Origin of the sequence: Flavobacterium commune (assembly GCF_001857965.1) — a bacterium.
GTDB lineage: Bacteria > Bacteroidota > Bacteroidia > Flavobacteriales > Flavobacteriaceae > Flavobacterium > Flavobacterium commune.
The window spans coordinates 3644740-3667955 of sequence record NZ_CP017774.1; the positions used below are offsets into that span (position 1 = coordinate 3644740).

Sequence of the window (23216 nt, forward strand, 5' to 3'; positions counted from 1 at the left end):
TTTAAAATGATTGTAGATTCATTAAACAATGCTACGAAATACTATGGTTTACACCCTGCATTCGAAAAAGCATTTCAATTTTTAAACGAAAATGACTTAGCCAATCTAGCAGATGGCGTAACCCAATATTCCGATGATTTAAAAATTATCGTTAATTCCGGAAACGGAAATTCAAAAGAACAAAGTTTAATTCACTTTGAATGTCACGATAAAAATATTGACATTCAGGTTTGTGTTGCCGGACCGGAAACCTATGCATGGAAACCAAGAGAAAAATGTGTGAGTCCAAATGGTGATTACAGCGACGAAAAAGACGTTCGTTTTTTCTATGACAAACCCGATATGTTTTTTGAATTAAATCCGGGACAATTTACTATCTTGTTTCCTGAAGATGTTCATGCGGCTATGATAAGCAATGGAAAAATTAAAAAAATTGTTATCAAGGTTAAAATATAACCGATTACTTATTCAAAACAATAAAACTACTTCTTCAGGTAGTTTTATTGTTTTATACATTACTTCATTCCTTTTTATTTCATAAAAAGATTACAAAAACCCCATTAAGAATAAGTCTTTGTTAAACTTTAGCCCTGTATTCTTAAAATATTAGGATTGTGTATATAGAATCAGTTCATTTGAGTCATCTATTTAACTAATTTTCCTAACCACCTTATGAAATCTTATTCTATTCATGAAATAAACGATGTACTTAAAGGCGTAATTTCCGGCAATACATCACAAAATATTACTGCTGCTGAGCAATTGGAAGTCGCTTCTGATTCTGAAATTTCTTTTATTGGAAACAAAAAATACGAAAAACTTTGGGCTACATCAAAGGCCTGTGTTGCCGTAGTAAATGAAGATATTTCTATTGAACCCGGCGAAAACAGAGCTTTTATAAAAGTTAAGAATGCTGATTTAGCAATGTCGCAGATATTAGAACTTTTTGCACCTCCACTACCTGAATTTTTCGTAGATATTCATCCCAACGCAGTAGTTGACAAAACAGCTAGTATTGGCTTGGGAACAAAGATTGGTGCCGGAAGTTATATTGGACCTAATGTAAAAATTGGAGAAAACAGTACAATTTATCCTAATGTAACCATTCTTGACGAATCTACTATTGGGAAAAACACGGTAATTTGGTCAGGAACTGTGGTCAGAGAGCGTTGTCATATTGGTAATGCTTGTATTATTCATCCCAATGCCACCATCGGAGCTGATGGTTTTGGATTCCGTCCCTGTCCTGAAAAAGGCTTGGTAAAAATCCCTCAAATCGGGAACGTAGTCATTGGAAATAATGTCGAAATAGGTGCCAATAGTTGTATCGACAGAGGTAAATTCAGCTCCACTGTTTTAGGTGATGGTTGTAAAATTGATAATTTAGTTCAAATAGGACATAACAGTAAATTGGGACGTTTTTGCATTATGGCCGGAAACAGCGGTTTAGCTGGTTCAGTAACACTAGGAAATGGCGTTATCATTGGCGGAAGTGCTTCGATAAAAGATCATACTACTATAGGTGACGGAGCTGTTATTGGTGCAGGTTCGGGAGTTACCTGTGATATTCCCGCCGGAAAAACCATGTTGGGCTACCCGGCTGTTGAAGCTCGTGATGCCTTAAAACAATGGGCTCTTTTAAAAAGACTTGTTAACGATTCTAAGAAATAATTTTTTTTATTTTTATTTTTTACCGCAAGTTCGCAAATTTAAACTTTTGTGAACTTGCGGTTTTTTTTTTTATCATCTTCAATCACACCAAGTCTCACAAAGAAAACACTAAGTTTCACAATTTTTTTTAATCTTTTATCTGTGTTAATCAGCTAAATCTGTTTCATCTGTGTTCCAAATAAAAAATATTTCTTTTTCCTATAAAAATGGATTAATGGTTTTGTATTTTAGCCATCAATTTTCTTGCAATTACAAACACCATGGATTTAAACTTCAACAAAAACGAAGATCACAATAAACTTTCACTTTCTGAATTAAAGCAACAACTGGCAAAAGTAAAATTAGGAGGCGGAACTAAACGCATCCAAAAATTACATGCCGAAGGAAAAATGACTGCCCGTGAGCGCATTGACTATTTATTGGATGATAAAGCCGAAAGTATCGAAATTGGAGCTCTCGTGGGAGAAGGAATGTATAAAGAACACGGTGGCTGTCCTTCGGGGGGTGTTGTGGTAAAAATAGGTTATATCAAAAGAAAACAATGTATTGTTGTTGCTAATGATGCGACCGTAAAAGCCGGTGCCTGGTTTCCTATCACGGCTAAGAAAAACCTGCGTGCACAAGAAATTGCAATGGAAAATAAAATTCCGATTATATACTTAGTTGACAGTGCCGGAGTGTATTTGCCTTTGCAGGACGAAATTTTCCCAGACAAAGAACATTTTGGTCGTATTTTCAGGAATAATGCTATTATGAGCAGCATGGGAATTACACAAATTTCGGCTATCATGGGCAGCTGTGTTGCTGGTGGTGCTTACCTGCCTATCATGAGTGACGAAGCGATAATTGTTGATAAAACGGCGAGTATTTTTCTTGCCGGAAGCTATCTAGTCAAAGCTGCCATTGGCGAAACCATCGACAATGAAAGTCTTGGCGGAGCCACAACACATTGCGAAATATCTGGAGTTACCGATTATAAAGCCAAAGATGACAAAGATGCCTTAGACAAAATTAAAAATATCGTTGACAAAATTGGTGACTACGACAAAGCAGGTTTTAACCGCATAAAACCCCAAAAACCAGCCTTAGACGAAAACGAAATTTACGGCATTTTGCCAAAAGCCCGTACCGAGCAATACGATATGATGGAAATCATCAATCGTATGGTGGATAATTCAGAGTTTGAAGCCTACAAAGATGGTTATGGACAAACCATCATCACAGGTTACGCCCGAATTGACGGTTGGGCAGTGGGAATTGTTGCCAACCAACGAAAAGTCATCAAAACCAAAAAAGGCGAAATGCAGTTTGGCGGTGTAATCTATTCTGACAGTGCCGACAAAGCCACGCGTTTTATTGCCAATTGCAATCAGAAAAAAATTCCACTTGTTTTTCTTCAGGACGTAACCGGTTTTATGGTAGGTTCCAAATCAGAACAAGGCGGAATCATAAAAGACGGAGCTAAGATGGTTAACGCCGTGAGTAATTCGGTAGTACCAAAATTCACCGTGGTTGTAGGGAATTCATACGGTGCAGGAAATTATGCCATGTGCGGAAAAGCATATGACCCAAGATTAATTTTTGCCTGGCCAAGTGCCGAACTCGCCGTTATGGGTGGTACGCAGGCTGCAAAAGTATTGGCACAAATAGAAGCTTCTTCACTAAAAGCTAAAGGCGAGACTGTAGATGAAATCAAAGAAGCAGAATTGTTTGCCAAAATAAAAGCACGTTACGACGAACAAACTTCACCCTATTATGCCGCTTCCCGTCTTTGGACTGATGCTATTATCGACCCGCTGGAAACGCGAAAATGGATTTCTATGGGTATTGAAGCCGCAAACCACGCTCCTATTGAAAAAGCATTTAATTTGGGAGTGATTCAGGTTTAAGATTATAATTATAACCAATAAAAAAGATTGCCACCAATTGTTCTTAAAATTTTAAGCAATTGATGGCAATCCTTATTTAAATTTAAGATATAGAACTAGGGTTCCCAACCATTGATCCTTTTTTTATTTTTTAATTTGTCTGATAAAAACCTCAGTTGCTCCTTGTCCGTATTTTTGATAATTGGCTTCCTGAAAATCAATATTATCGTAACGTCCTAACAGAAAATTGAGTTCTGCTTTCAATACACCTTCACCCACACCGTGAATAAAAACTATTTTAGGAATACGATTTTTAATAGCAAATTCAATATGCCTCTGAGCTGTTTCAGCCTGTAATGTCAAAATATCATAATTCGACATTCCGTTTTTATTTTTGACTAATTTCTCAATGTGTAAATCAAATTCAGGAACACCAACTTCATGTTTGTCCTTTTTCTCTTTCACAAAACTTCTGGGCTTTGGTATTGTTTTTTCTTTCTTAATTTCATCTACATTAATTCTTTTGATAGAATCCATTAAATTACTAGAATCGTTTAACTTAACTAATTCATTTTTTAAAAAATTCATTACAAAACCTTCATCGGTTTCAACAGTAACTTCATTGCCTTTTACAGCCAATACCACACCGTTGATAGCGTCATCGAGTACCGAAACCTTATCTCCTTTACTAAACATTTTCTTCGTCTTTTTCTTGATTCTTACTTGGCGTTTTAGCACTTAATCGCATCATTCCAAACATAAAAACCGCCATTGCAACTACTGTTACATACACATTTTTCTCAGCCGATGTTTGCTCATAAAAAGCAACCACAATAGCAATTAACATTATCGGAAATATTATTTTTTTCATTTTAAATGATATCAGATTTCAAAAATACTAAATTTAAAATTGTGGTTTTAAGAAACTAGATTTCTATTCGACAAAATCGACTCGGAAACTCGTTTCATAAAAAATAAAATCGCAATGTGAAAGCGTGACTGTTCTATCCTTTTATTCAAAATAGTTCAATATATTTGTTTAAAATTAGCAACAGCAATAGAATCAAGTAGCATTCTTTCTACTAACAATCCAAAAGTCATGACAAAGGATCTAATTATAAAAAACATCGACTCTTTAAAAAGTCACCTATCCATCAATTACGGAATAAAAACTAAAATTGAAAAATTCACTGAAAAATTATTCTACACTTTATTTGACTCAAATGCTTCGTTGGCAGAAAGCATTGATGAACTTGAAGGTTTATTTAAAGATATTTCAAGAGTAGCCTGTAAAAAACCGGAAGTTACTTGCGAATCTATGTGGGATAGTTTTCTCCAAAAACTTCCCGCTGTACTTGAAAAATTAAATCAGGATGCAGCTTATATTTTAGAAAATGACCCGGCTTCCAATAGCATTGAAGAAGTCTATTTAGCTTATCCTGGTTTTTATGCAATTGCCATTTATCGTCTAAGTCACGAACTCTACAACTTGGATTTGATGCTTTTTTCAAGATTAATGAGCGAATATGCACATAAAACAACAGGAACGGATATTAATGCGGGAGCCAAAATTGATTCGCCATTTTTCATAGACCACGCCACTGGAATTGTTATTGGTGAAACCACAGTTATTGAAAAAAATGTAAAAATATATCAGGGAGTTACCCTTGGTGCTTTGAGTGTGAGTAAAGACATGAAAAACGCCAAACGACATCCAACAGTAGAAAAAAATGTTTGTATTTATGCCAATGCAACCATACTGGGAGGTGAAACCATTATCGGTAAAGACAGCATTGTAGGAGGAAATGCCTGGGTAACCAAGTCGGTGCCTGTAAAATCGATTGTCATGAACACCACAACTACCGAAGTAAAAGTAAAAGAAATTAAATAATTATGAAGCCTCAAAAATTAGTTGACTTAATAGGAAATACTCCACTTGTAGAAACAGTCAATTTAGTACAAAATAAAAACGTAAAACTACTTTTAAAACTAGAAGGAAATAATCCCGGCGGTAGTGTTAAAGACCGTGCAGCTTATTATATGATTAAAGGTGCACTAGATCGCGGTGAAATCAAAAAAGGAGACAAATTAATTGAAGCTACCAGTGGAAACACCGGTATTGCTCTGGCTATGATTGCACAATTACTAGGAATCGAAATTGAATTAATTCTTCCAGAAGATTCTACCAAAGAACGCACCCAAACCATGCGCGCCTATGGTGCAACGGTGATTTTGACTTCTGCCAAAGAGGGAATCATCGGTTCCAGAGATTATGCAGATAAAAAAGTAGCCGAAGGTGGTTACATCATGTTGAATCAATTTGCCAATGATGACAACTGGAAAGCACATTATAACACCACCGGTCCTGAAATATGGAATGATACCGAAGGTAGTGTAACGCATTTTGTGTCAGCTATGGGAACTACGGGAACCATCATTGGAACTTCTACTTATTTGAAAGAAAAAAATCCGGCAGTACAAATTATTGGTGCCCAACCTTCGGAAGGCTCCCAAATTCCAGGAATCAGAAAATGGCCTATAGAATACCTGCCAAAAATTTTTAATCCTTCAAAGGTAGATCGCACAATTGATGTAAGCGAACAGGAAGCCCGTGAAATGACTAAACGTTTGGCCTTAGAAGAAGGAATTTTTGCAGGAATGAGTAGCGGTGGCGCTGTAGCTGTGGCTGTAAAACTTGCTAACCAACTCGAATCGGGTGTGATTGTAGCTATTATTTGCGACAGAGGAGATCGTTATTTATCTTCTGATTTATTTGATTAATTTCTTATCGAAAATTCATAAAACAAAAAGTCCCGAATTTTTCATCGGGACTTTTTGTTTATTAGGCTTTATTTTTAATTACCAATCGGAAACCTTCTCCGTGAATATTTAAAATCTCTACATCTTCGTCAAGTTTCAGATATTTTCTCAATTTAGCAATATAAACATCCATACTTCTTGAAGTAAAATAGTTGTCATCTCTCCATATTTTAGTTAAAGCCAACTCTCTTGGCATCAAGTCATTTTCATGGAGAATAAGCATTTTTAATAATTCGTTCTCTTTTGGAGACAATTTCACCGGTTCTTCTCCGGCATAGCTTAAGAATCTCAATTTTGAGTTCAAATGAAATTTACCTATTGTAAACTCAAAAGGAACTTGTTCTGCCTTAACATCAGAAGCCTTTCTTTGAATGATAGCTTTAATTTTCATCAACAATACTTCTGAATCAAAAGGCTTATTCAAATAATCATCAGCCCCTGCTTTATAACCTTTCAAAACATCTTCTTTCATTGATTTTGCCGTAAGGAAGATAATAGGCACTTCGGCATTTTTTTCTCTTATTTCTTTAGCCAATGTATAGCCATCTTTATAAGGCATCATTACGTCTAAAATACATAAATCGTAAGAATCTTTTTTAAATTTCTCAAAACCTTCCATTCCGTTCTTTGCTAAAGTAACGTCAAAATCATTTAACATTAAATAATCTTTTAGAACAGCTCCAAAATTTAAGTCGTCTTCTACTAAGAGAATTTTTTTATTTATATTTTCCATAATCTAATTTATTAGAGGTAATTTTATAATGAAGGTACTTCCTTTTCCTTTTTCACTTTCTACAAACACTTGTCCGTTATGATCTTCTACAATTCTTTTTACATAAGCTAAGCCCAAACCATGTCCTTTTACATTATGTAAATCTCCGGTATGCTCGCGATAGAATTTTTCAAAAACTCTTTTTTGAGCCACCTTACTCATTCCCAAACCTTGATCTTTTACCTTTATCAGAATCATATCCTTAATATTCTCGGTATAAATATCAATCTTTGGTGTTTCAGGCGAATACTTGATTGCATTTTCTAAAATGTTTACAATAACATTGGTAAAATGCACTTCGTTAATTAAAACACTGGTTCTTGCTGCTTCAAAATGTTTATGTATCTCTCCTCCTCTGTCTTGCAAAATTAAATTAACATGATCAATTGCATCATAAATCACTTCTTCTACATTGCTGGAACCTTTCTCTATATCTAATTCTTTTTTCTCTAATTTCGAAATTCGCAATACATTTTCTACCTGAGCGTGCATTCGTTTATTCTCATCCCGAATCATTTGCAAATACCTGAAAACCTTCTCCTTATCTTCAATTATTTTAGGATTTTTTATTGCATCTAAGGCTAAATTTATAGTAGCAATAGGCGTTTTAAACTCATGCGTCATATTATTTATAAAATCGGTCTTAATCTCCGAAATCTGACGTTGACGAATTAACTGATTCAATGCACTGGTATAAGCAATTAAGATAATCAACGTAAATACTATTGACAAGATTGTAATACTTACTAATTCTGACAATAAAAATTTCTTTTTATTGGGGAAAGTAACTGATAATTCATACTTTTCATTCCCTTCATTATCAGCAAGAATAGGAATCGAATAAGTTGCATCTTTATCAAAATCAAAATTAAAACCTGCCGATTTTATTTTTGTCTCCGATCCATTACTGGAAATTCCAAATTCAAATTTGGTATTAACTCCATGTTCAACCAATTCTTTTTTCAAAAGATTTTTCAGTTTTTCTTTCGAAATTCTTTCTTCAATAGACAATGTCGATGCGTAATCTTTGTATGAAATCTGCAATTGAGCCTTGTTCAAAACATCCAGACTCCCTTCTTTCTCCATTTTTACATCCGGAATCAAACTCTTGTTTAATGACGAATTATCAATAGTTTTATTGCTATTATAAACTTCTGTTAATCGTTTAGAACTAAAACTTTTAAAACCACCTGAATTAAACTTTTTATTGAATAGCGCTCCATCGTAATCGTACTTTTCAGATGTAATACTGTTTTTATAAATTATCGTTTTATTGGTTTTCGTATTTCTCTGAACAAATAAAATCTCTAATAAATCTTCTTTTTCAGGGATTTTACCTGTACTGTCTTTTATGTGATTAATTTTATCATAAAAACTATACTCTTCTTGTTTTTCAAGTTTATCCGCCACATTATCAATTACCTGAGTAACATGATACTTAAATTGTTCATCATTATTTTTAAATGAAGTATTGAACCAATATACCTGAACGAGTATTATCCCTATTAGAGACAAACTCATCAATAAAACAAGAAATCTAAAAAATAATTTATTCATCAAACCAAAATTAACTTTTTAACACTATAGTTGATAATGTATTAACCAAACATTAACATCTATACGTCCTATTGCTTAATCAACAAAATTTTAAGAATTTCATCGATTTTATGCTTAGTCAAATCAATATCAATATTCTCTACAACAAAATCACTTTTTGAAATACGTTGTTCGTCTGTCCATTGCGAATTAATCCTTTTTAATACCTGATCGCGACTGATTGATTCTCTTTTTAAAACACGTTCGATTCTTGATTCTAAAGGTGCCGTTATTGTTAATATGTAATCAAAATTAACATAACTGCCACTTTCAAATAAAATTGCCGATTCATAAACAACAATCGAAGCTTTTTGATTTTTAGCTAGCCAATCATTAAAATCCTGCCTGACAGCGGGATGAACAATAGCATTTAAAGCTTTTAACTTATCTTGATTTTCAAATACAATAGCTGCTAATTTCGCTCTGTTTAACTGATTTTTATCAAAAATAACTTTGCCAAATTCAGCTTTAATTGACTCAAGAACTTCCTGAGTCTGCATTACTTTTTTACCGGCTTCATCAGCTATATAAACAGGAATACCTAATGATGCAATATAATTAACAATAGTAGTTTTTCCACTTCCAATTCCTCCTGTTAAACCAATAATTTTGGGCATAATTATACTTTAAAAAACAATTTAGGAAAAGCCACTTCCGGTTTTTGTTTTAAAATAATGACTTTAATATAAGACTCTAAAAAACCCAAACCATAACCTGAAAATTGTTTCCAGACTGCAGTTACCGAAAGATAACCTATTTTAATACTTTTATTTTGAATACTTGACACTAAAAATATTACAAAAAAGTAAACACAATACAATTTTGCCAAAAGATCATAGGTAAATATCAATAAAGCGATCGAAAGTGCTAAACCAATAATAAATATCGATGGGAAAAAGAACGTCAACTTGCTGTATTCCGGATACCAACTGTTCAAAATTGGTCGTGCTTTCCCAAATTTATTTACCTGAACTGAAAATTTATCCCAGTCAATTCTCCTTTTATGATATACATAAGCATTCGAAAAAAGCCTGGTTTCAAAACCTAAATTCCATAATCTAATAGACAAATCAGGATCTTCTCCAGGATGAATATTCCCAAACCCATTAGAAGCTTCAAATGCTTTACGGGAAATCCCCATATTAAAACTTCGTGGCTGGAATTTTTCAATTTTTTCTGAACCTCCTCTTATTCCTCCTGTAGTAAGAAAAGAAGTCATAGCAAAATTAATTGCTTTTTGAATATCCGAAAAACTATCCAATGCCCTGTCAGGACCACCGAAACAGTCCACATAATCTTCTTTTAAAGCCTTATCTACTTCCGTTAAATATTCAGCCGGAATAATACAATCCGAATCAAAGATGATAAAATAATCTCCTTTGGCTTTTCTCATTCCGTAGTTTCTGGAATCTCCGGGACCTGAATTTTCTTTGAAATAATAAGAAATCGTCAATTTGCTTTTGTACTGACTGACAACATCTTCGCATTTAATTGCAGAACCATCTTCTACAATTACAATTTCAAAATCTTCTTTATAATCTGATTTTGACAAACTTTCTAAAAGTTCATCGACTTCGTCTGGACGATTATACACGGGAATAATCAAAGAAAAATACATATTCTTAAAAGCGGTATTAATTATACAATATAAATGTAATATTTTAACAAAGATAACCTTTAATCAATAATGCGCCTTAATTTTAAATGCTTTTATACATTTAAAATCAAGACGCATTATCAAAAATTTTATGTTTTTATATTCTTTGCGAAATAAAATTAAGCTATACTTTCAACCTGAACCATTTCGTCAGCTTCTGCTTTATAATCCACTCCAGCTAAATCAAAACCAAATAAATTATAAAAATCTTTTCTGTATCCTTCTAAATCTCCTATTTCAGCTAAATTTTCAGTAGTTGCCTGTTCCCACAATTGAGCAACCTGAGCTTGAATATCATCGCGCATTTCCCAGTCATCAATACGAATTCTACCTTTTTCATCAACAGGAACTTCAGCTCCTGTAAACAATCTTTGTTGGTATAAACGTTGAATTTGCTCGATACAACCTTCATGGACTCCTTCAGCTTTCATTATTTTGTACAATAAAGAAATATACAACGGAATTACAGGAATTGCCGAACTCGCCTGAGTAACTAATGCTTTATTTACCGAAACATACGCTCTTCCGTTAATATCAGCTAAACTATCTGAAATTGTAAAAGCAGTAGCTTCTAAATGATCTTTAGCACGACCAATAGTTCCTTTTCTATAAACTGCCTCAGTAACTGATGGCCCAATATAAGAATAAGCAACTGTTGCAGCTCCTGGAGCTAATAAATTTTCTGCTTTTAAAGCATCAATCCACATAGCCCAGTCTTCACCTCCCATTACAGCAATTGTATTTTCGATATCGTCACCACTGCATGGTTCTATCGAAACTTCAGAAACTTTTCCTGTATGAAAATCTACTGTTTTGTTTGAAAAAGTAGCTCCAATAGGTTTTAAAACCGAACGATGTGTTACACCTGTATTTGGATTTGTACGAACAGGAGAAGCCAAACTGTAAATAATCAAATCCACCTGACCTAAATCGGCTTTTATTAAATCTAATGTTTCTCTTTTTACTTCATTCGAAAAAGCATCTCCATTGATACTTTTTGCATACAAACCTGCTTTATGAGCCTCTTTTTCAAAAGCAGCAGAATTATACCAACCTGGTGAAGCCGTTTTTCCAGCCAATGGTGGTTTTTCAAAAAATACTCCAATAGTTGCTGCATCAGAACCAAAAGCACTTGAAATTCTTGAAGCCAAACCAAATCCTGTTGAAGCACCAATTACAAGTACTTTCTTAGCACCATCAATGGCTCCTTTTGATTTAACATACTCAATTTGATTTTTAACACTTTGCTCACATCCCACCGGGTGTGCTGTCAAGCAAATAAATCCTCTCATTCTAGGTTCTATGATCATAGGGTATCAATATTATATTTTTATTTTTTTAATCGAATAAAACAATGACTTTATCAAGAAAAAGCTATCGTTTTTGGATGGCAAATATAGAGCATTTTTTTAGTTCAACAAGGCTTTTGCATGATTTAGAGCCGAATCTGAAACAATAGCTCCCGACAGCATTTGCGCAATTTCAACAACGCGCTCTTCTTCTGACAGTAATTTTAATTCTGATTGGGTATCCTCTTCAATAGTTGATTTAAACACTTTAAAATGAGCCTCCCCTTTGGCAGCAATCTGAGGTAAATGAGTAATGGCAAATATTTGCATTTTCTTGCTCATTTCCTTCATGATTTCTCCCATTTTTATGGCAATTTCTCCGGAAACCCCAGTATCAATCTCATCAAAAATCAAGGTTGGTAATTTTGAATATTGTGCCAAAATAGCTTTTACAGCCAGCATAATTCGGGACATCTCTCCTCCCGAAGCTACTTTTTTCAATAATCCAAAATCAGTTCCTTTATTGGCCGAAAACAAAAATTGCAATTCGTCTTTTCCATTGGAAAAATAACTTTCACCTTGTGTTACTTCAATATTAAAACGTGTATTAGGCATTCCCAAAGTCGCCAATATTCCAATCATTTTTTCAGATAAAACCGGAATAGCCTGAATTCTATTATCATGAATAGTAGTGGCTAAAGCATTTAATTTTGAAGCTTTTTCCTGAATTGCAGTACTCAAAAGAGTAATTTCCTCTTCAATATTTCCTAATTCAACAACTTCATTTTCTAATTTGGTTTGAATTAACAACAACTCATCTACAGTAAGCACCTGATGCTTTTTTTGCAAATTATAAATCACCTGTAACTTTTGATTAATTTGCTCTAATTGTTCCGGATCGTGAGTGATTTTTTCAGAACAACGATTCATTTCAGCCGAAATATCATCAAATTCAATCGTTAAACTATCAATTCTTTCCAGTAATTCTTTGTACTCAATAGAAAAAGAAGCAATTTTTTGTATGGCTGTTTTAATTTCTTTCAGATTATTTAAAACGCCAAATTGCTCTTCATTGGCAATAGCCAACGATTTATCAATAGCTTCTTTTATAATTTCAACATTATTCAGCTGCTCAAAAACACTTTCCAGTTCTTCTTGCTCACCCGATTTTAGTTGGGCTGCAAGCAATTCATTCAATAAAAAAGCATGATATTCCTGTTCTTTATTAGATTCACTTTGCTTTTTAATAAGCGAATTTAATTGTGTCTTATCTGATTTATAACTTTTAAGAAGCAATTGATAATCAGCAATAATTTCCTGATTAGCAGCAATGGCGTCAATTATATCAAACTGTACATTCTCATCGTTAAGTTCCCTGGTTTGTTGCTGCGAATGAATATCGATTAAAAACAAACCTAAATCCTGCAATTCCTGAAGATTTACAGGACTATCATTAATAAAAGCACGCGATTTTCCCGAAGGTAGAATTTCTCTTCGTATGATAGTTTCATCTTCGTAATCCAAATCATTAGCTTCAAAAAAAGCTCTTAAATTGTATTTTGAAATTTCAAATTGGGCTTCAATAATACACTTTTCCTCCTTGTTTTTCAAAGAAGTCAAATCGGCGCGTTTTCCTAAAACTAGTCCTAAAGCCCCTAAAATAATGGATTTCCCCGCACCCGTTTCTCCTGTAATAATCGAAAATCCTTTAGAAAAATCAATAGCTAATTTTTCAATTAAAGCATAGTTTTTTATTGATAGTGCAGTAATCATTAATTGTATTTATATAAGTTATTGTTGGATAATCTAAAAAAGCAAGGAAAATTAAAACTTAAATGTTGCCCATTTACTGGAATTCATAGGCGAAATTTTATTCAAATTATCTACTAAATCAGTAATACTTAAATTAGGTCCTCCTGAAAAAATAGAAACAATTTCATCTGATTTTGCATCAAAAAAACCGCGGGTCAAAAAGGCATTAGGTTTTGAATTATTCAATTTATTCAATGCTATTAAGGAGTTTTTCACTTTTTCTTTAGCCAATTTAGTATCAGTTGTCATTCCGTCCAAAGCCTGGTGATAATCAAAAATTGTTTTTCTAATTTCAGCAAATGTTGGTGACAATAAATCATTAATTAAAAAATAACGATTTTGATTTCCGTCCAATTGACTCCAGCCTTTGTATCCGCTTTGCTGGGCAACTGTAGCTATGGTTTGTGCTGTTTGATAAACCGGATCACCTGATTTTAATTCAAATGTATCTTTATCCATTCCGATAATCATATAACTATAAAAAGAAATCACCGAAATCAAATTCGATTGAAATGAATTAACGTTAAAGACTAAATTTTCAAATTCGGTATAAGTAAAACCAAAATCCTTATCATTAATATTCAAAACCGGTGTTTCATAAGAAGAATCAAAAACAGGACGGGATGATTGAACCTGAATTGTTGCTGTAAACTGATCAGAACTATGCGAAAGCAAAGTAATATACATCGAACAATTAATCATTTCCTGTTGTTTGTAATTCTGTGTAGTCCAATCGGTTTTATTAACAAACTCGTTCAACGAAGTTTCCAGTGTTTTATATACTTGCTGATTAGGATTACCCATTTTTTGGGCATTAACCGTCACAGTACAATTCAACTGTTGCGCCTGAACAAAACCAAAGCTTAATAGAAAAACAAAGACGATTATCTTATTCATGAAAATGAGCTATTACTTTATTTATAATATCATCAGCAACCGCTTCTTTGGATTTTAATTCCATCGGTTCAATTTTAAAATCTTTATCGATAAAAGTAACTTTATTGGTTATTTTTTGAAAACCGGCACCTTCATCCTGCAAAGAATTTAAAACAATCAAATCTAAGTTTTTTTTCTGAATTTTAGCCTTAGCATTCTCAATTTCATTTTCAGTTTCCAAAGCAAAACCGATTAAAAACTGGTTCTTCTTATTTTCCCCCAATGAATACAGAATATCTTTTGTCTTTTCGAGTTCGATGATAAAATTATCTGCTGCTTTTTTAATCTTTTGGTCAGCTACTCTTTTTGGCTTATAATCAGCTACAGCAGCTGCAGCAATGGCCACATCAACCTCATTATAATATTGATGACAGGTATCGTACATTTCCTGTGCCGAAGTAACTTTAACTACTTCTATTAAAGAATGATTTGCAACACAATGTGTAGGACCTGTAACTAAAATAACCGAAGCGCCAAGATTAGCGGCACTTTTTGCTATATCAAAGCCCATTTTTCCTGAAGAATGATTTCCTATAAAACGAACAGGATCGATAGCCTCATAAGTAGGCCCGGCTGTGATTAGTATTTTTTTACCTTTGAGAGGCAATTTACTTTCCAAATCAGCTTCAAGGAAAGCAATGATATTTTCAGGTTCAGCCATTCTGCCCTCACCTGATAAACCACTGGCTAATTCTCCGCTTTCGGCAGGAATCATAATGTTGCCAAATTGTTCTAAAGCTTTAAAACTAGCAATAGTAGAAGGATGCTTATACATATCCAAATCCATTGCAGGAGCAAAATAAACAGGGCATTTTGCTGACAAATAAGTAGCAATAAGCAGATTATCACAATTACCATTTGCCATCTTAGACAGGGTATTTGCAGTTGCGGGCACAACAAGCATTAAATCAGCCCAAAGCCCTAATTCAACATGATTATTCCATTTTTCATCTTCTTCGTCCTGATTAAAAAAAGTGGAATAAACCGGATTTTTAGATAAGGTGGATAAGGTAAGTGGGGTTACAAAATCCTTAGAAGCAGGTGTCATTATCACTTGGACATGTGCACCTGCTTTTATAAAAAGTCGTACTAAAGACGCTGTTTTATAGGCGGCAATTCCGCCAGAAACACCTAGCAAAATCTTTTTACCGCTTAAAACTGACATAGTATCTTATTTGTTTGATTCTCTGTGATAGATTTTACCATCTAACCATTCCTGTACTGCTAAAGCGTGTGGTTTTGGCAATTTTTCATAGAATTTAGAAACCTCGATTTGTTCTTTGTTTTCAAAAACTTCTTCAAGACTGTCATTATATGTAGCAAACTCTTCCAATTTCTCTGTTAATTCTTTTTTAATTTCAGAGTTAATTTGGTTCGCTCTTTTAGCCATAATGGTAATTGCTTCATACACATTTCCAGTAGGTTGTTCAATAAGCGTTTTATTGTACGTTATTGTGTTTACTGGAGCATTCGTCTTTTTTAAATCCATGACTTATAGTTATTTAGTATATTTTTGTAATTCTTGTTCCACACGAGCATACATCTCGTCTGCTTTTTCTTTGTATTTGGTATCCGCTTTAAACTTAATCAAATTTTGGTACGAAGTTTTAGCAACGTTTAATCTTTCCTGCATTTTTTCAGGAACACTGTTAATCCCTAATTGATAAGCAGAATCAAATTTATAATACAAGGCATCTTCCTGAAATTTTGTACCCGGAAAATCGATAATAAAATTATCAAAAGCTACTAATGCTGATTTAAAATCAGAAATAGTATTGTAACCTTTTGCGTTTTCATAAACCTTTCTCTCAATCTTTTCAGACAATAATTTTGTCAAACCATTTGCTTCTGCTAAATAAGAAGAATTAGGATACCTATCAATAAAAGACTGCATTTTTTCAATTGCCTTATGAGTATCTGCCTGATCTAAACTATACACCGGCGATAAAACAGCATAACTTCTGGCACCTAAAAAAGCAGCTTCTTCTGCTTTCACACTTTTTGGGTATCCTGAAACAAAACTTTCAAACTGATAGGCTGCTAAATGGTATTGTTTTGTTTTGTAATATGACTGTGCAAACATATAAAACAATTTTTCCGCCTGAGGTTTCCCTCTAAATTCAGGAGCTATTTGCTCAAAAAGTCGCAATGCTTTAGAATATTTAGCCTGAGCAAACAATGTATCTGCCATCGCAAATTTTTTCGAAACATCTTCGCTTTTCAATGCTTTTTGGTACTCATTACAGGAACCAAAAAGAACAACAAGAAACAATAAGGATACAATTTTCTTCATTTTTTTATTTTTATCTTTAAAATACAGACTTTTCAAGTCTATAAAAAATCATACCGAAGTTTCGGTGGCAAATTTAGTTATTAATTTAGCGACTACAAAATATTTCTTAGCTTAAAAAAATCGGGCAAAAACTGCTTATTTGTCAATTCTTTTTACAAATTCAGCAATTCTTTGTTGTAAAGATTCATCCACGCTTACCAATGGAAGTCGAACGATATTTTCGGCGATTCCTAAAGTCTGAAAAACCTGCTTGATACCAGCCGGATTCCCTTGTTCAAAAATCATATCGATACAATCAAACAATAAATATTGTGATTTGAATGCTTCATCCACTTTACGATTCAGCCCTAAACGAATCATTTCAGAAAATTCTTTTGGAAAACCTTGTGCAATAACCGAAATCACTCCTGAACCTCCAGCTAATACAGTTGCCAGTGCTGTCATATCATCACCTGAAATTACATGGAAATCTTTTGGTTTGTCTTTCAACAATTGCATTGCCTGAACAATATCGCCCGCAGCTTCTTTAATTGCAACAATGTTTTCGAAATCATTGGCTAAACGCAATACTGTTTGAGGTAACATATTGCTTGAAGTTCTACCAGGAACATTATAAATAATTACCGGAATTGGCGAAGCCTCAGAAACCGCTTTAAAATGCTGATAAATCCCTTCTTGTGAAGGCTTGTTATAATAAGGAGAAACCGAAAGAATTGCAACATAAGGAGACAAATCTCTTGTTTTTAACTCCTCAACCACTTTCATTGTATTATTTCCACCTACACCTAAAACCAACGGTAAACGACCATTATTAGCTTCAATAACAGTTTGGATAACCAATTCTTTTTCGTCATTGCTTAGCGTTGCATTCTCTGCTGTTGTTCCTAAAATAACCAGATATTCAATTCCCCCATCTACAGAAAAATTTACAATTCTTTTTAATGCTTCAGTATCAATTGAAAAATCTTCTTTGAAAGGAGTTACAAGAGCAACACCAGTTCCTATTAATGATTGCATGTTTTTAGATTCTATTTTTTGTTTAATATTTTTAAATACCTGAATAATTCCTGAACAAAGATTTTATAATTTTCTGAATTGGTATTAATCATCAAATTATTCAATCGTTTATTTATAGTTGAAAAACCAACTTTAAATTTGGCCTTTGATTCCTGAGTTGCAACAAGCAAAATCGCTTTATCTACATCATAATAACTCAGTAATAAATCAAAATCTTTGATCAAAAAATCATTTACTGCCTGATTTATAATTTGGCCTTTCCAACTTAAATGCGTCCATTCTAATTTTGTTACCAAAGAAGTAAAACCACCTTTTGATTTACTTTTATAGATTAATAATTCTATGTTTTCTTCAGTAATCCCATTTAACACTAACTCCTTAACCAACAATTCTGTATGATTAAAATAAGTTTCGTCTATAATCACCCCTACTGTTTCTATTTTACCACTAAAAGATCCTGCTTTAACATTAAGTAAGCTGTTTTTTAATATTTTCTTTACTAAAAACTCTTTTAAGTAATTTAAAAACATAAGTTGTCTTTATTAGTAAACAAAATTAATTAATTAAGTTACACTATAGGTGGCAAATCTAAAAAAGTATAACGATGATTTGAAACTTTTTGTTAAATTCTTAACACTTATTTCGTGATACTAATTGAATTTATAACCAAAACAAAAATATCAATTTACAGCTAACATTTCCATAAAATCACTTTCCGAAATAATTGGGATATTCAACTTACTCGCCTTTTCTAATTTAGCCGGCCCCATATTATCTCCCGCAACCACAAAATCGGTTTTAGAAGAAATTGAACTCCCCACTTTTCCACCATTATCTTCAATGGCTTTTTTTAGTTCGTCACGTGAAAATTGCGCAAAAACTCCCGAAACTACAAAGGTTTTCCCAGCTAATTTATCCGTTGCATTCAAATTAATTTTTTCAACAATCTCAAATTGAACACCAAAACTTTTTAAACGCTCAATTATAATTTTATTTTCTTCATTTTCAAAAAAGTCAACAACACTTTGCGCAATTCGTTCTCCTATTTCATCTACCAAAACCAAATCCATCAAACTAGCCTTGCTCAAAGCATCAATGTTTTTATAATGCTTTGCCAACTTTTTTGCTACCGTTTCACCTACATAACGAATACCTAACGCGTAAAGCACACTCTCAAAAGGAATGTTTTTTGAATTTTCCACTCCATTTACCAAATTCTCCGCTGATTTTTGTGCCATTCGCTCTAAAGGCAAAATATCTTCCACTTTTAATTCGTATAAATCTGCATAATTCTGAACTAATTTATTATTGTAAAGTAACGCCACAGTTTCTCCTCCTAAACCTTCAATATCCATTGCTTTTCGCGAAATGTAATGCTGAATTCTACCAATAATCTGCGGCGGACAACCATAAAAATTTGGACAATAATGATTCGCCTCTCCCTCGTTTCTAACCAATTCCGTTTGACATTCCGGACAATGTGTAATATATTCGGTAGCTATAGAATTCTCAGGACGCTTAGTTAAATCAACAGCAATAATTTTAGGAATGATTTCCCCTCCTTTTTCTACAAAAACAGTATCATCAATTCGAATATCTAATTTTTGAATTTGATCGGCATTATGCAAAGAAGCTCTTTTTACAACAGTTCCTGCCAATTGTACCGGCTCTAAATTAGCCACAGGAGTTATTGCTCCTGTTCTTCCCACCTGATACGAAATCGAATTTAATTTAGTAAACACCTGCTCCGCCTTAAACTTATAAGCCATTGCCCAACGAGGAGATTTTGCTGTATAACCTAATTCTTCCTGGTAGTGTAAATTATTAACTTTCACTACAACACCATCAGTCTCATAAGGCAAATTATGACGATTTATATCCCAATAATCAATAAAATCAAAAACTTCCTGTAAATTATTAGCCAATTTCGCTTCATTAGGCACTTTAAATCCCCAATGACGAGCCGAATTCAAACCTTCAAATTGGGAAGCAAAAGGCAGTTTTTCGCCCGTAACAAAATACAGCAGACATTCCAATGGACGCTTAGCCACTTCAGCACTATCTTGTAGTTTCAAACTGCCTGAAGCGGTATTTCGAGGATTCGAATAGGGTGTTTCGCCAATTTCAATCAACTCCTGATTCATTTTTTCGAAACCAGCAAAAGGCAAGATAATTTCGCCACGAATATCAAATTTCTCAGGATAATCGTTTCCTTTTAAAGTCAAAGGAATCGAACGAATGGTTTTTATATTATTGGTTACATCATCACCCTGAAAACCATCACCACGCGTAACTGCACGAACTAATTTTCCGTTTTCATAAGTAATACTAATCGATGCACCATCGTATTTCAATTCGCAGGTATATTGCAAATCAACATTACCCAAAACTTTTTGAATTCTCACTTCCCAATCCTGTAAATCTTCTTTAGAATACGAATTATCCAAAGAATACATTCGTTGCGTATGTGCTACCGTTTGGAAATTTTTAGTAATTGTTCCACCTACTCTTTGTGTCGGGGAATTTTCATCAAAATATTCAGGATGCGCATTTTCTAAATCCTGAAGTTCTTTTAATTTTATATCAAACTCATAATCAGATATTGTAGCATTATCCAACACATAATAATTATAATTATGAAGATTAAGTTCTTCTCTTAATTTTTGAATCGTATTTAGAACATCCATATAAAAAAATTGGTCATTTTAGTTTCTGCAAACAGCCTACTAAAATAACCAATTTAAAAGAAATAACAGCTTTTATTATTTCAAATTACGATTCAATAATTGAATTTATTTGTTTAAATAATTGTCCGTCACTTAAAAAAGCACCTTGCTGGATTAATGCAAAAACGGAGGCATTTCGTTCTTCTGTAAATACTTTTTTACCCACTTTCATTTCGATAGTTTCTGTAAACATATTATCACTCAACCATTGCAAACCTTCTTTGGTCAAAAAGTCCACATCGGTCACTAATGTTTTCAAAACAATAGATTGAACATAAGTATCAAAAGCCTGAAAAAGGAAAATATGATTTTTAGAAAAGTGCTCTAAATACTCTGCTTTCGACAAAACACCTTCCCATATCAAATCAGAAAAAACATCCAATTCCTGTTCGGCCACTTCGGGTTTCTCTACTTTTATCTTATCCCATTCTGCTTTATCAATAGACTGGGTTGCTAAAAAGTTTGTAAACTCAGGATGTAATTCCTCAAATTGTTCTTTTGTTAGTCTTGTGTATTTCATGTCATTATTATTTTTTTTGCCACGAAGGCGCAAAGGCGCTAATTTTTTTTAATCCTGTATCAATCCCTTATAAAAACTTTTCGATTTTATAAAATTTTCATTATTAAACTAAAATTCTCTCCTAAAACAAAAAAACCTTTGTGCGTTTGTGTCTTTGTGGCAAAATTTTGAACAAAAAAAATCCCGATTTTCATCGGGATTTCAAATATGAAGTTTAGAAATTATGCTTTTTCAGCAACAATTTCATAAGCTAAGTCAACGATAACATCTCTGTGTAATCTTACAGTAGCTGAATATTTTCCAGTACGCTTAACGATTCCAGAAGTGATGAATTTTCTGTCGATAGTTTGTCCTGCTTTTTCTAAAGCTTCAACGATGTCAATATTTGTGATTGAACCAAATAATTTTTCACCACCTGCTTTAGCAGAAATTTTAATTTCAAGAGCTTTCAATGTTTCTGCTAATGCTTTTGCATCTGCAACAATTTTAGCTTCTTTGTGCGCTCTTTGTTTTAAGTTTTCAGCCAATACTTTCTTAGCAGAAGAAGTAGCCAATTGAGCAAATCCTTGTGGGATTAAGTAATTACGACCGTATCCGTTTTTTACAGTTACTACATCGTCTTTAAAACCTAAGTTTTGAACGTCTTTTTTTAAAATCAATTCCATGTTGATGTCCTTTGTTATAGAAGTTAGTCCCGATAGTATTCGGAACAACAACTGTTAATTTTTAATTATTTTAATAAATCGGCCACGTATGGCATTAAAGCTAAGTGACGAGCTCTTTTTACAGCTACAGACACTTTTCTTTGGTATTTCAATGAAGTACCTGTTAAACGACGAGGAAGAATCTTTCCTTGCTCATTAACAAATTTCAATAAGAAATCAGCATCTTTATAATCGATGTATTTGATTCCAGATTTTTTGAAACGACAATATTTTTTAGTCTTGTTAGTCTCAATATTTAAAGGAGTAAGATATCTGATATCTCCGTCTTTTTTTCCTGAAGCAGATTGTTGTAATGTTGCCATGATAATTAAGCTTTTTGAGATTTAAGTTTTGCTCTTCTTCTTTCAGCCCAAGAGATAGCATGTTTGTCAAGACTTACAGTTAAGAAACGCATAACTCTTTCGTCACGTCTAAATTCAGTTTCAAATGCCAAAAGAACTTCTCCTGATACTTTGAATTCGAATAAATGGTAAAAACCAGATTTTTTGTTTTGGATTTCGTAAGCCATTTTTTTCAGACCCCAATCCTCTTTAGCTACCATTTCTGCTCCTCTACTAGTAAGAAAATCTTCAAATTTGCTTACTGTTTCCTTTACCTGAACATCAGATAAAACGGGATTTAAAATGAAAACAGTTTCATAGTGATTCATAAAATTTCATTTAATTTGTTAAATTGGCTGCAAAAGTAATCTTTTTATTTGAATAAAAAAACATAAACCAACTTTATTCGTTGTATGGTAAAAAAAACCGATTAAAATTAGTTTTTGTAGAAAAAGTACAATACTTTTACGTATCCAAATCTTAAAACACAAAAAATATGAAACTTAATTGTGTCGTAGTCGATGACAGTTCGATTCAAAGAATGATCATCGCAAAGTTAGTAAATAATCACCCTAATCTACATTTAGTAGGTGATTTTTCGAATGCAATTGAAGCCAAAAGTTGCATGTCTGTACATTCGGTTGATTTAATTTTTCTAGACATTGAAATGCCCGTAATTAGCGGTTTTGATTTTCTAGACGGATTAAAAAACAAACCCCAGATTATATTTATCACCTCAAAAGCAGAATATGCCCTGAAAGCTTTTGATTATGATGCTACTGATTATCTGCAAAAACCTATAGCTGTAGATCGTTTTAGTGCATCTGTCAAAAGAGCAATGGACTTACACTTGCTTAAACAAGATACTAAGGAAGAAGAAGGTGAACATATTTTCATTAAAAGTAATTTGAAAAAATTAAAAATATACACTTCCAGAATCAAATGGATTGAAGCCTTTGGAGATTACGTAAGAGTGGTTACTGAAGACGACAGCAATCTGGTACTTTCTACAATGAAATCTTTTGAAAATGATTTGTCGAAAAAGAAATTTGTGCGTGTTCATAAATCCTACATCATTAATATAGATAAGGTAGAACGTTTCAACAGCAAATTTGCCGAAATTGGAACTACTAAAATTCCTTTGAGTAGAAACAAAAAAGAAGACTTAATAAAAGCACTTTCTGTTGTTTAAAA

The 23216-nt window shown here is 33.2% G+C and carries 25 protein-coding genes; 6 read left to right on the top strand and 19 right to left on the bottom strand.

Annotated elements, in window-relative coordinates:
- Positions 1-6 precede the first annotated feature (6 nt).
- The 3 genes from BIW12_RS15165 to BIW12_RS15175 all read left to right on the top strand — a co-directional run bounded on the left by BIW12_RS15165 (position 7) and on the right by BIW12_RS15175 (position 3560).
- A complete protein-coding gene (locus BIW12_RS15165; RefSeq protein ID WP_071185890.1) occupies positions 7-456 on the top strand; it encodes a YhcH/YjgK/YiaL family protein in 450 nt (149 codons plus the stop codon).
- Positions 457-672: 216 nt separating this feature from the next.
- On the top strand, positions 673-1671 hold the full coding sequence (gene lpxD, locus BIW12_RS15170; RefSeq protein ID WP_071185891.1) for a UDP-3-O-(3-hydroxymyristoyl)glucosamine N-acyltransferase: 999 nt from the start codon (positions 673-675) through the stop codon (positions 1669-1671).
- A gap of 260 nt (positions 1672-1931) precedes the next feature.
- On the top strand, positions 1932-3560 hold the full coding sequence (locus BIW12_RS15175; protein ID WP_071185892.1) for an acyl-CoA carboxylase subunit beta: 1629 nt from the start codon (positions 1932-1934) through the stop codon (positions 3558-3560).
- A gap of 123 nt (positions 3561-3683) precedes the next feature.
- Here BIW12_RS15175 and BIW12_RS15180 read toward each other — a convergent pair whose 3' ends face one another.
- Positions 3684-4235 carry a Smr/MutS family protein gene (locus BIW12_RS15180; RefSeq protein ID WP_071185893.1) on the bottom strand — a complete coding sequence of 184 codons (552 nt, stop codon included), beginning with the start codon at positions 4233-4235 and terminating at the stop codon, positions 3684-3686.
- Positions 4228-4410 carry a hypothetical protein gene (locus tag BIW12_RS15185; RefSeq protein WP_071185894.1) on the bottom strand — a complete coding sequence of 61 codons (183 nt, stop codon included), beginning with the start codon at positions 4408-4410 and terminating at the stop codon, positions 4228-4230. Before BIW12_RS15185 ends, BIW12_RS15180 begins: the two co-directional genes overlap by 8 nt.
- 228 nt (positions 4411-4638) lie before the next feature.
- Here BIW12_RS15185 and epsC point away from each other — a divergent pair, with 228 nt between their 5' ends.
- Together epsC and cysM are read left to right on the top strand one after the other, a co-directional pair.
- Complete coding sequence (gene epsC, locus BIW12_RS15190; RefSeq protein WP_071185895.1) at positions 4639-5430, top strand: serine O-acetyltransferase EpsC; 792 nt, start codon at positions 4639-4641, stop codon at positions 5428-5430.
- Positions 5431-5432: 2 nt separating this feature from the next.
- Positions 5433-6320 (top strand): cysteine synthase CysM, encoded by an 888-nt coding sequence (gene cysM, locus BIW12_RS15195; protein WP_071185896.1) that lies wholly within the window; start codon positions 5433-5435, stop codon positions 6318-6320.
- A gap of 61 nt (positions 6321-6381) precedes the next feature.
- On the opposite strand, the gene BIW12_RS15200 is transcribed toward cysM, so the two are convergent.
- The 17 genes from BIW12_RS15200 to rpsF all read right to left on the bottom strand — a co-directional run bounded on the left by BIW12_RS15200 (position 6382) and on the right by rpsF (position 22351).
- A complete protein-coding gene (locus BIW12_RS15200) occupies positions 6382-7092 on the bottom strand; it encodes a response regulator transcription factor (protein WP_071185897.1) in 711 nt (236 codons plus the stop codon).
- A gap of 3 nt (positions 7093-7095) precedes the next feature.
- Positions 7096-8688, bottom strand: coding sequence for a sensor histidine kinase (locus BIW12_RS15205; RefSeq protein ID WP_071185898.1), 1593 nt, complete (start codon positions 8686-8688; stop codon positions 7096-7098).
- 68 nt (positions 8689-8756) lie between these two features.
- Entirely contained in the window at positions 8757-9344 is a 588-nt protein-coding gene (coaE, locus tag BIW12_RS15210) for a dephospho-CoA kinase (protein ID WP_071185899.1), read from the bottom strand.
- Positions 9345-9346: 2 nt separating this feature from the next.
- Complete coding sequence (locus tag BIW12_RS15215; RefSeq protein ID WP_071185900.1) at positions 9347-10345, bottom strand: glycosyltransferase; 999 nt, start codon at positions 10343-10345, stop codon at positions 9347-9349.
- 158 nt (positions 10346-10503) lie between these two features.
- A complete protein-coding gene (gene fabV, locus BIW12_RS15220; protein ID WP_071185901.1) occupies positions 10504-11694 on the bottom strand; it encodes an enoyl-ACP reductase FabV in 1191 nt (396 codons plus the stop codon).
- Between the two features lie 99 nt (positions 11695-11793).
- Positions 11794-13446, bottom strand: a complete 1653-nt coding sequence (gene recN, locus BIW12_RS15225; RefSeq protein ID WP_071185902.1) for a DNA repair protein RecN — start codon at positions 13444-13446, stop codon at positions 11794-11796.
- A gap of 51 nt (positions 13447-13497) precedes the next feature.
- Positions 13498-14382, bottom strand: coding sequence for a type IX secretion system protein PorD (porD, locus tag BIW12_RS15230; RefSeq protein ID WP_071185903.1), 885 nt, complete (start codon positions 14380-14382; stop codon positions 13498-13500).
- Complete coding sequence (coaBC, locus tag BIW12_RS15235) at positions 14375-15586, bottom strand: bifunctional phosphopantothenoylcysteine decarboxylase/phosphopantothenate--cysteine ligase CoaBC (RefSeq protein WP_071185904.1); 1212 nt, start codon at positions 15584-15586, stop codon at positions 14375-14377. Before coaBC ends, porD begins: the two co-directional genes overlap by 8 nt.
- Before the next feature lie 6 nt (positions 15587-15592).
- The gene (locus BIW12_RS15240; RefSeq protein WP_035657230.1) at positions 15593-15910 is read right to left on the bottom strand and encodes a DNA-directed RNA polymerase subunit omega; all 318 of its coding nucleotides are present in this window, start codon (positions 15908-15910) and stop codon (positions 15593-15595) included.
- A gap of 9 nt (positions 15911-15919) precedes the next feature.
- The gene (locus tag BIW12_RS15245; RefSeq protein ID WP_071186481.1) at positions 15920-16714 is read right to left on the bottom strand and encodes an outer membrane protein assembly factor BamD; all 795 of its coding nucleotides are present in this window, start codon (positions 16712-16714) and stop codon (positions 15920-15922) included.
- Between the two features lie 135 nt (positions 16715-16849).
- Positions 16850-17731 (bottom strand): 4-hydroxy-tetrahydrodipicolinate synthase, encoded by an 882-nt coding sequence (gene dapA, locus BIW12_RS15250; protein WP_071185905.1) that lies wholly within the window; start codon positions 17729-17731, stop codon positions 16850-16852.
- 11 nt (positions 17732-17742) lie between these two features.
- Complete coding sequence (locus BIW12_RS15255) at positions 17743-18261, bottom strand: DUF6913 domain-containing protein (RefSeq protein ID WP_071185906.1); 519 nt, start codon at positions 18259-18261, stop codon at positions 17743-17745.
- 150 nt (positions 18262-18411) lie between these two features.
- Positions 18412-20418, bottom strand: coding sequence for an NAD-dependent DNA ligase LigA (gene ligA, locus BIW12_RS15260; RefSeq protein ID WP_071185907.1), 2007 nt, complete (start codon positions 20416-20418; stop codon positions 18412-18414).
- Positions 20419-20503: 85 nt separating this feature from the next.
- A complete protein-coding gene (locus BIW12_RS15265) occupies positions 20504-20977 on the bottom strand; it encodes a DUF6495 family protein (protein ID WP_071185908.1) in 474 nt (157 codons plus the stop codon).
- A gap of 221 nt (positions 20978-21198) precedes the next feature.
- Entirely contained in the window at positions 21199-21642 is a 444-nt protein-coding gene (gene rplI / locus BIW12_RS15270) for a 50S ribosomal protein L9 (protein WP_071185909.1), read from the bottom strand.
- 65 nt (positions 21643-21707) lie between these two features.
- Positions 21708-22004 carry a 30S ribosomal protein S18 gene (rpsR, locus tag BIW12_RS15275; RefSeq protein ID WP_007138295.1) on the bottom strand — a complete coding sequence of 99 codons (297 nt, stop codon included), beginning with the start codon at positions 22002-22004 and terminating at the stop codon, positions 21708-21710.
- 5 nt (positions 22005-22009) lie between these two features.
- A complete protein-coding gene (gene rpsF / locus BIW12_RS15280; protein ID WP_071185910.1) occupies positions 22010-22351 on the bottom strand; it encodes a 30S ribosomal protein S6 in 342 nt (113 codons plus the stop codon).
- A 167-nt stretch (positions 22352-22518) separates the two neighbouring features.
- On the opposite strand from rpsF, the gene BIW12_RS15285 reads away from it, so the two are divergent.
- Positions 22519-23214, top strand: coding sequence for a LytR/AlgR family response regulator transcription factor (locus BIW12_RS15285; protein ID WP_071185911.1), 696 nt, complete (start codon positions 22519-22521; stop codon positions 23212-23214).
- Positions 23215-23216 lie beyond the last annotated feature (2 nt).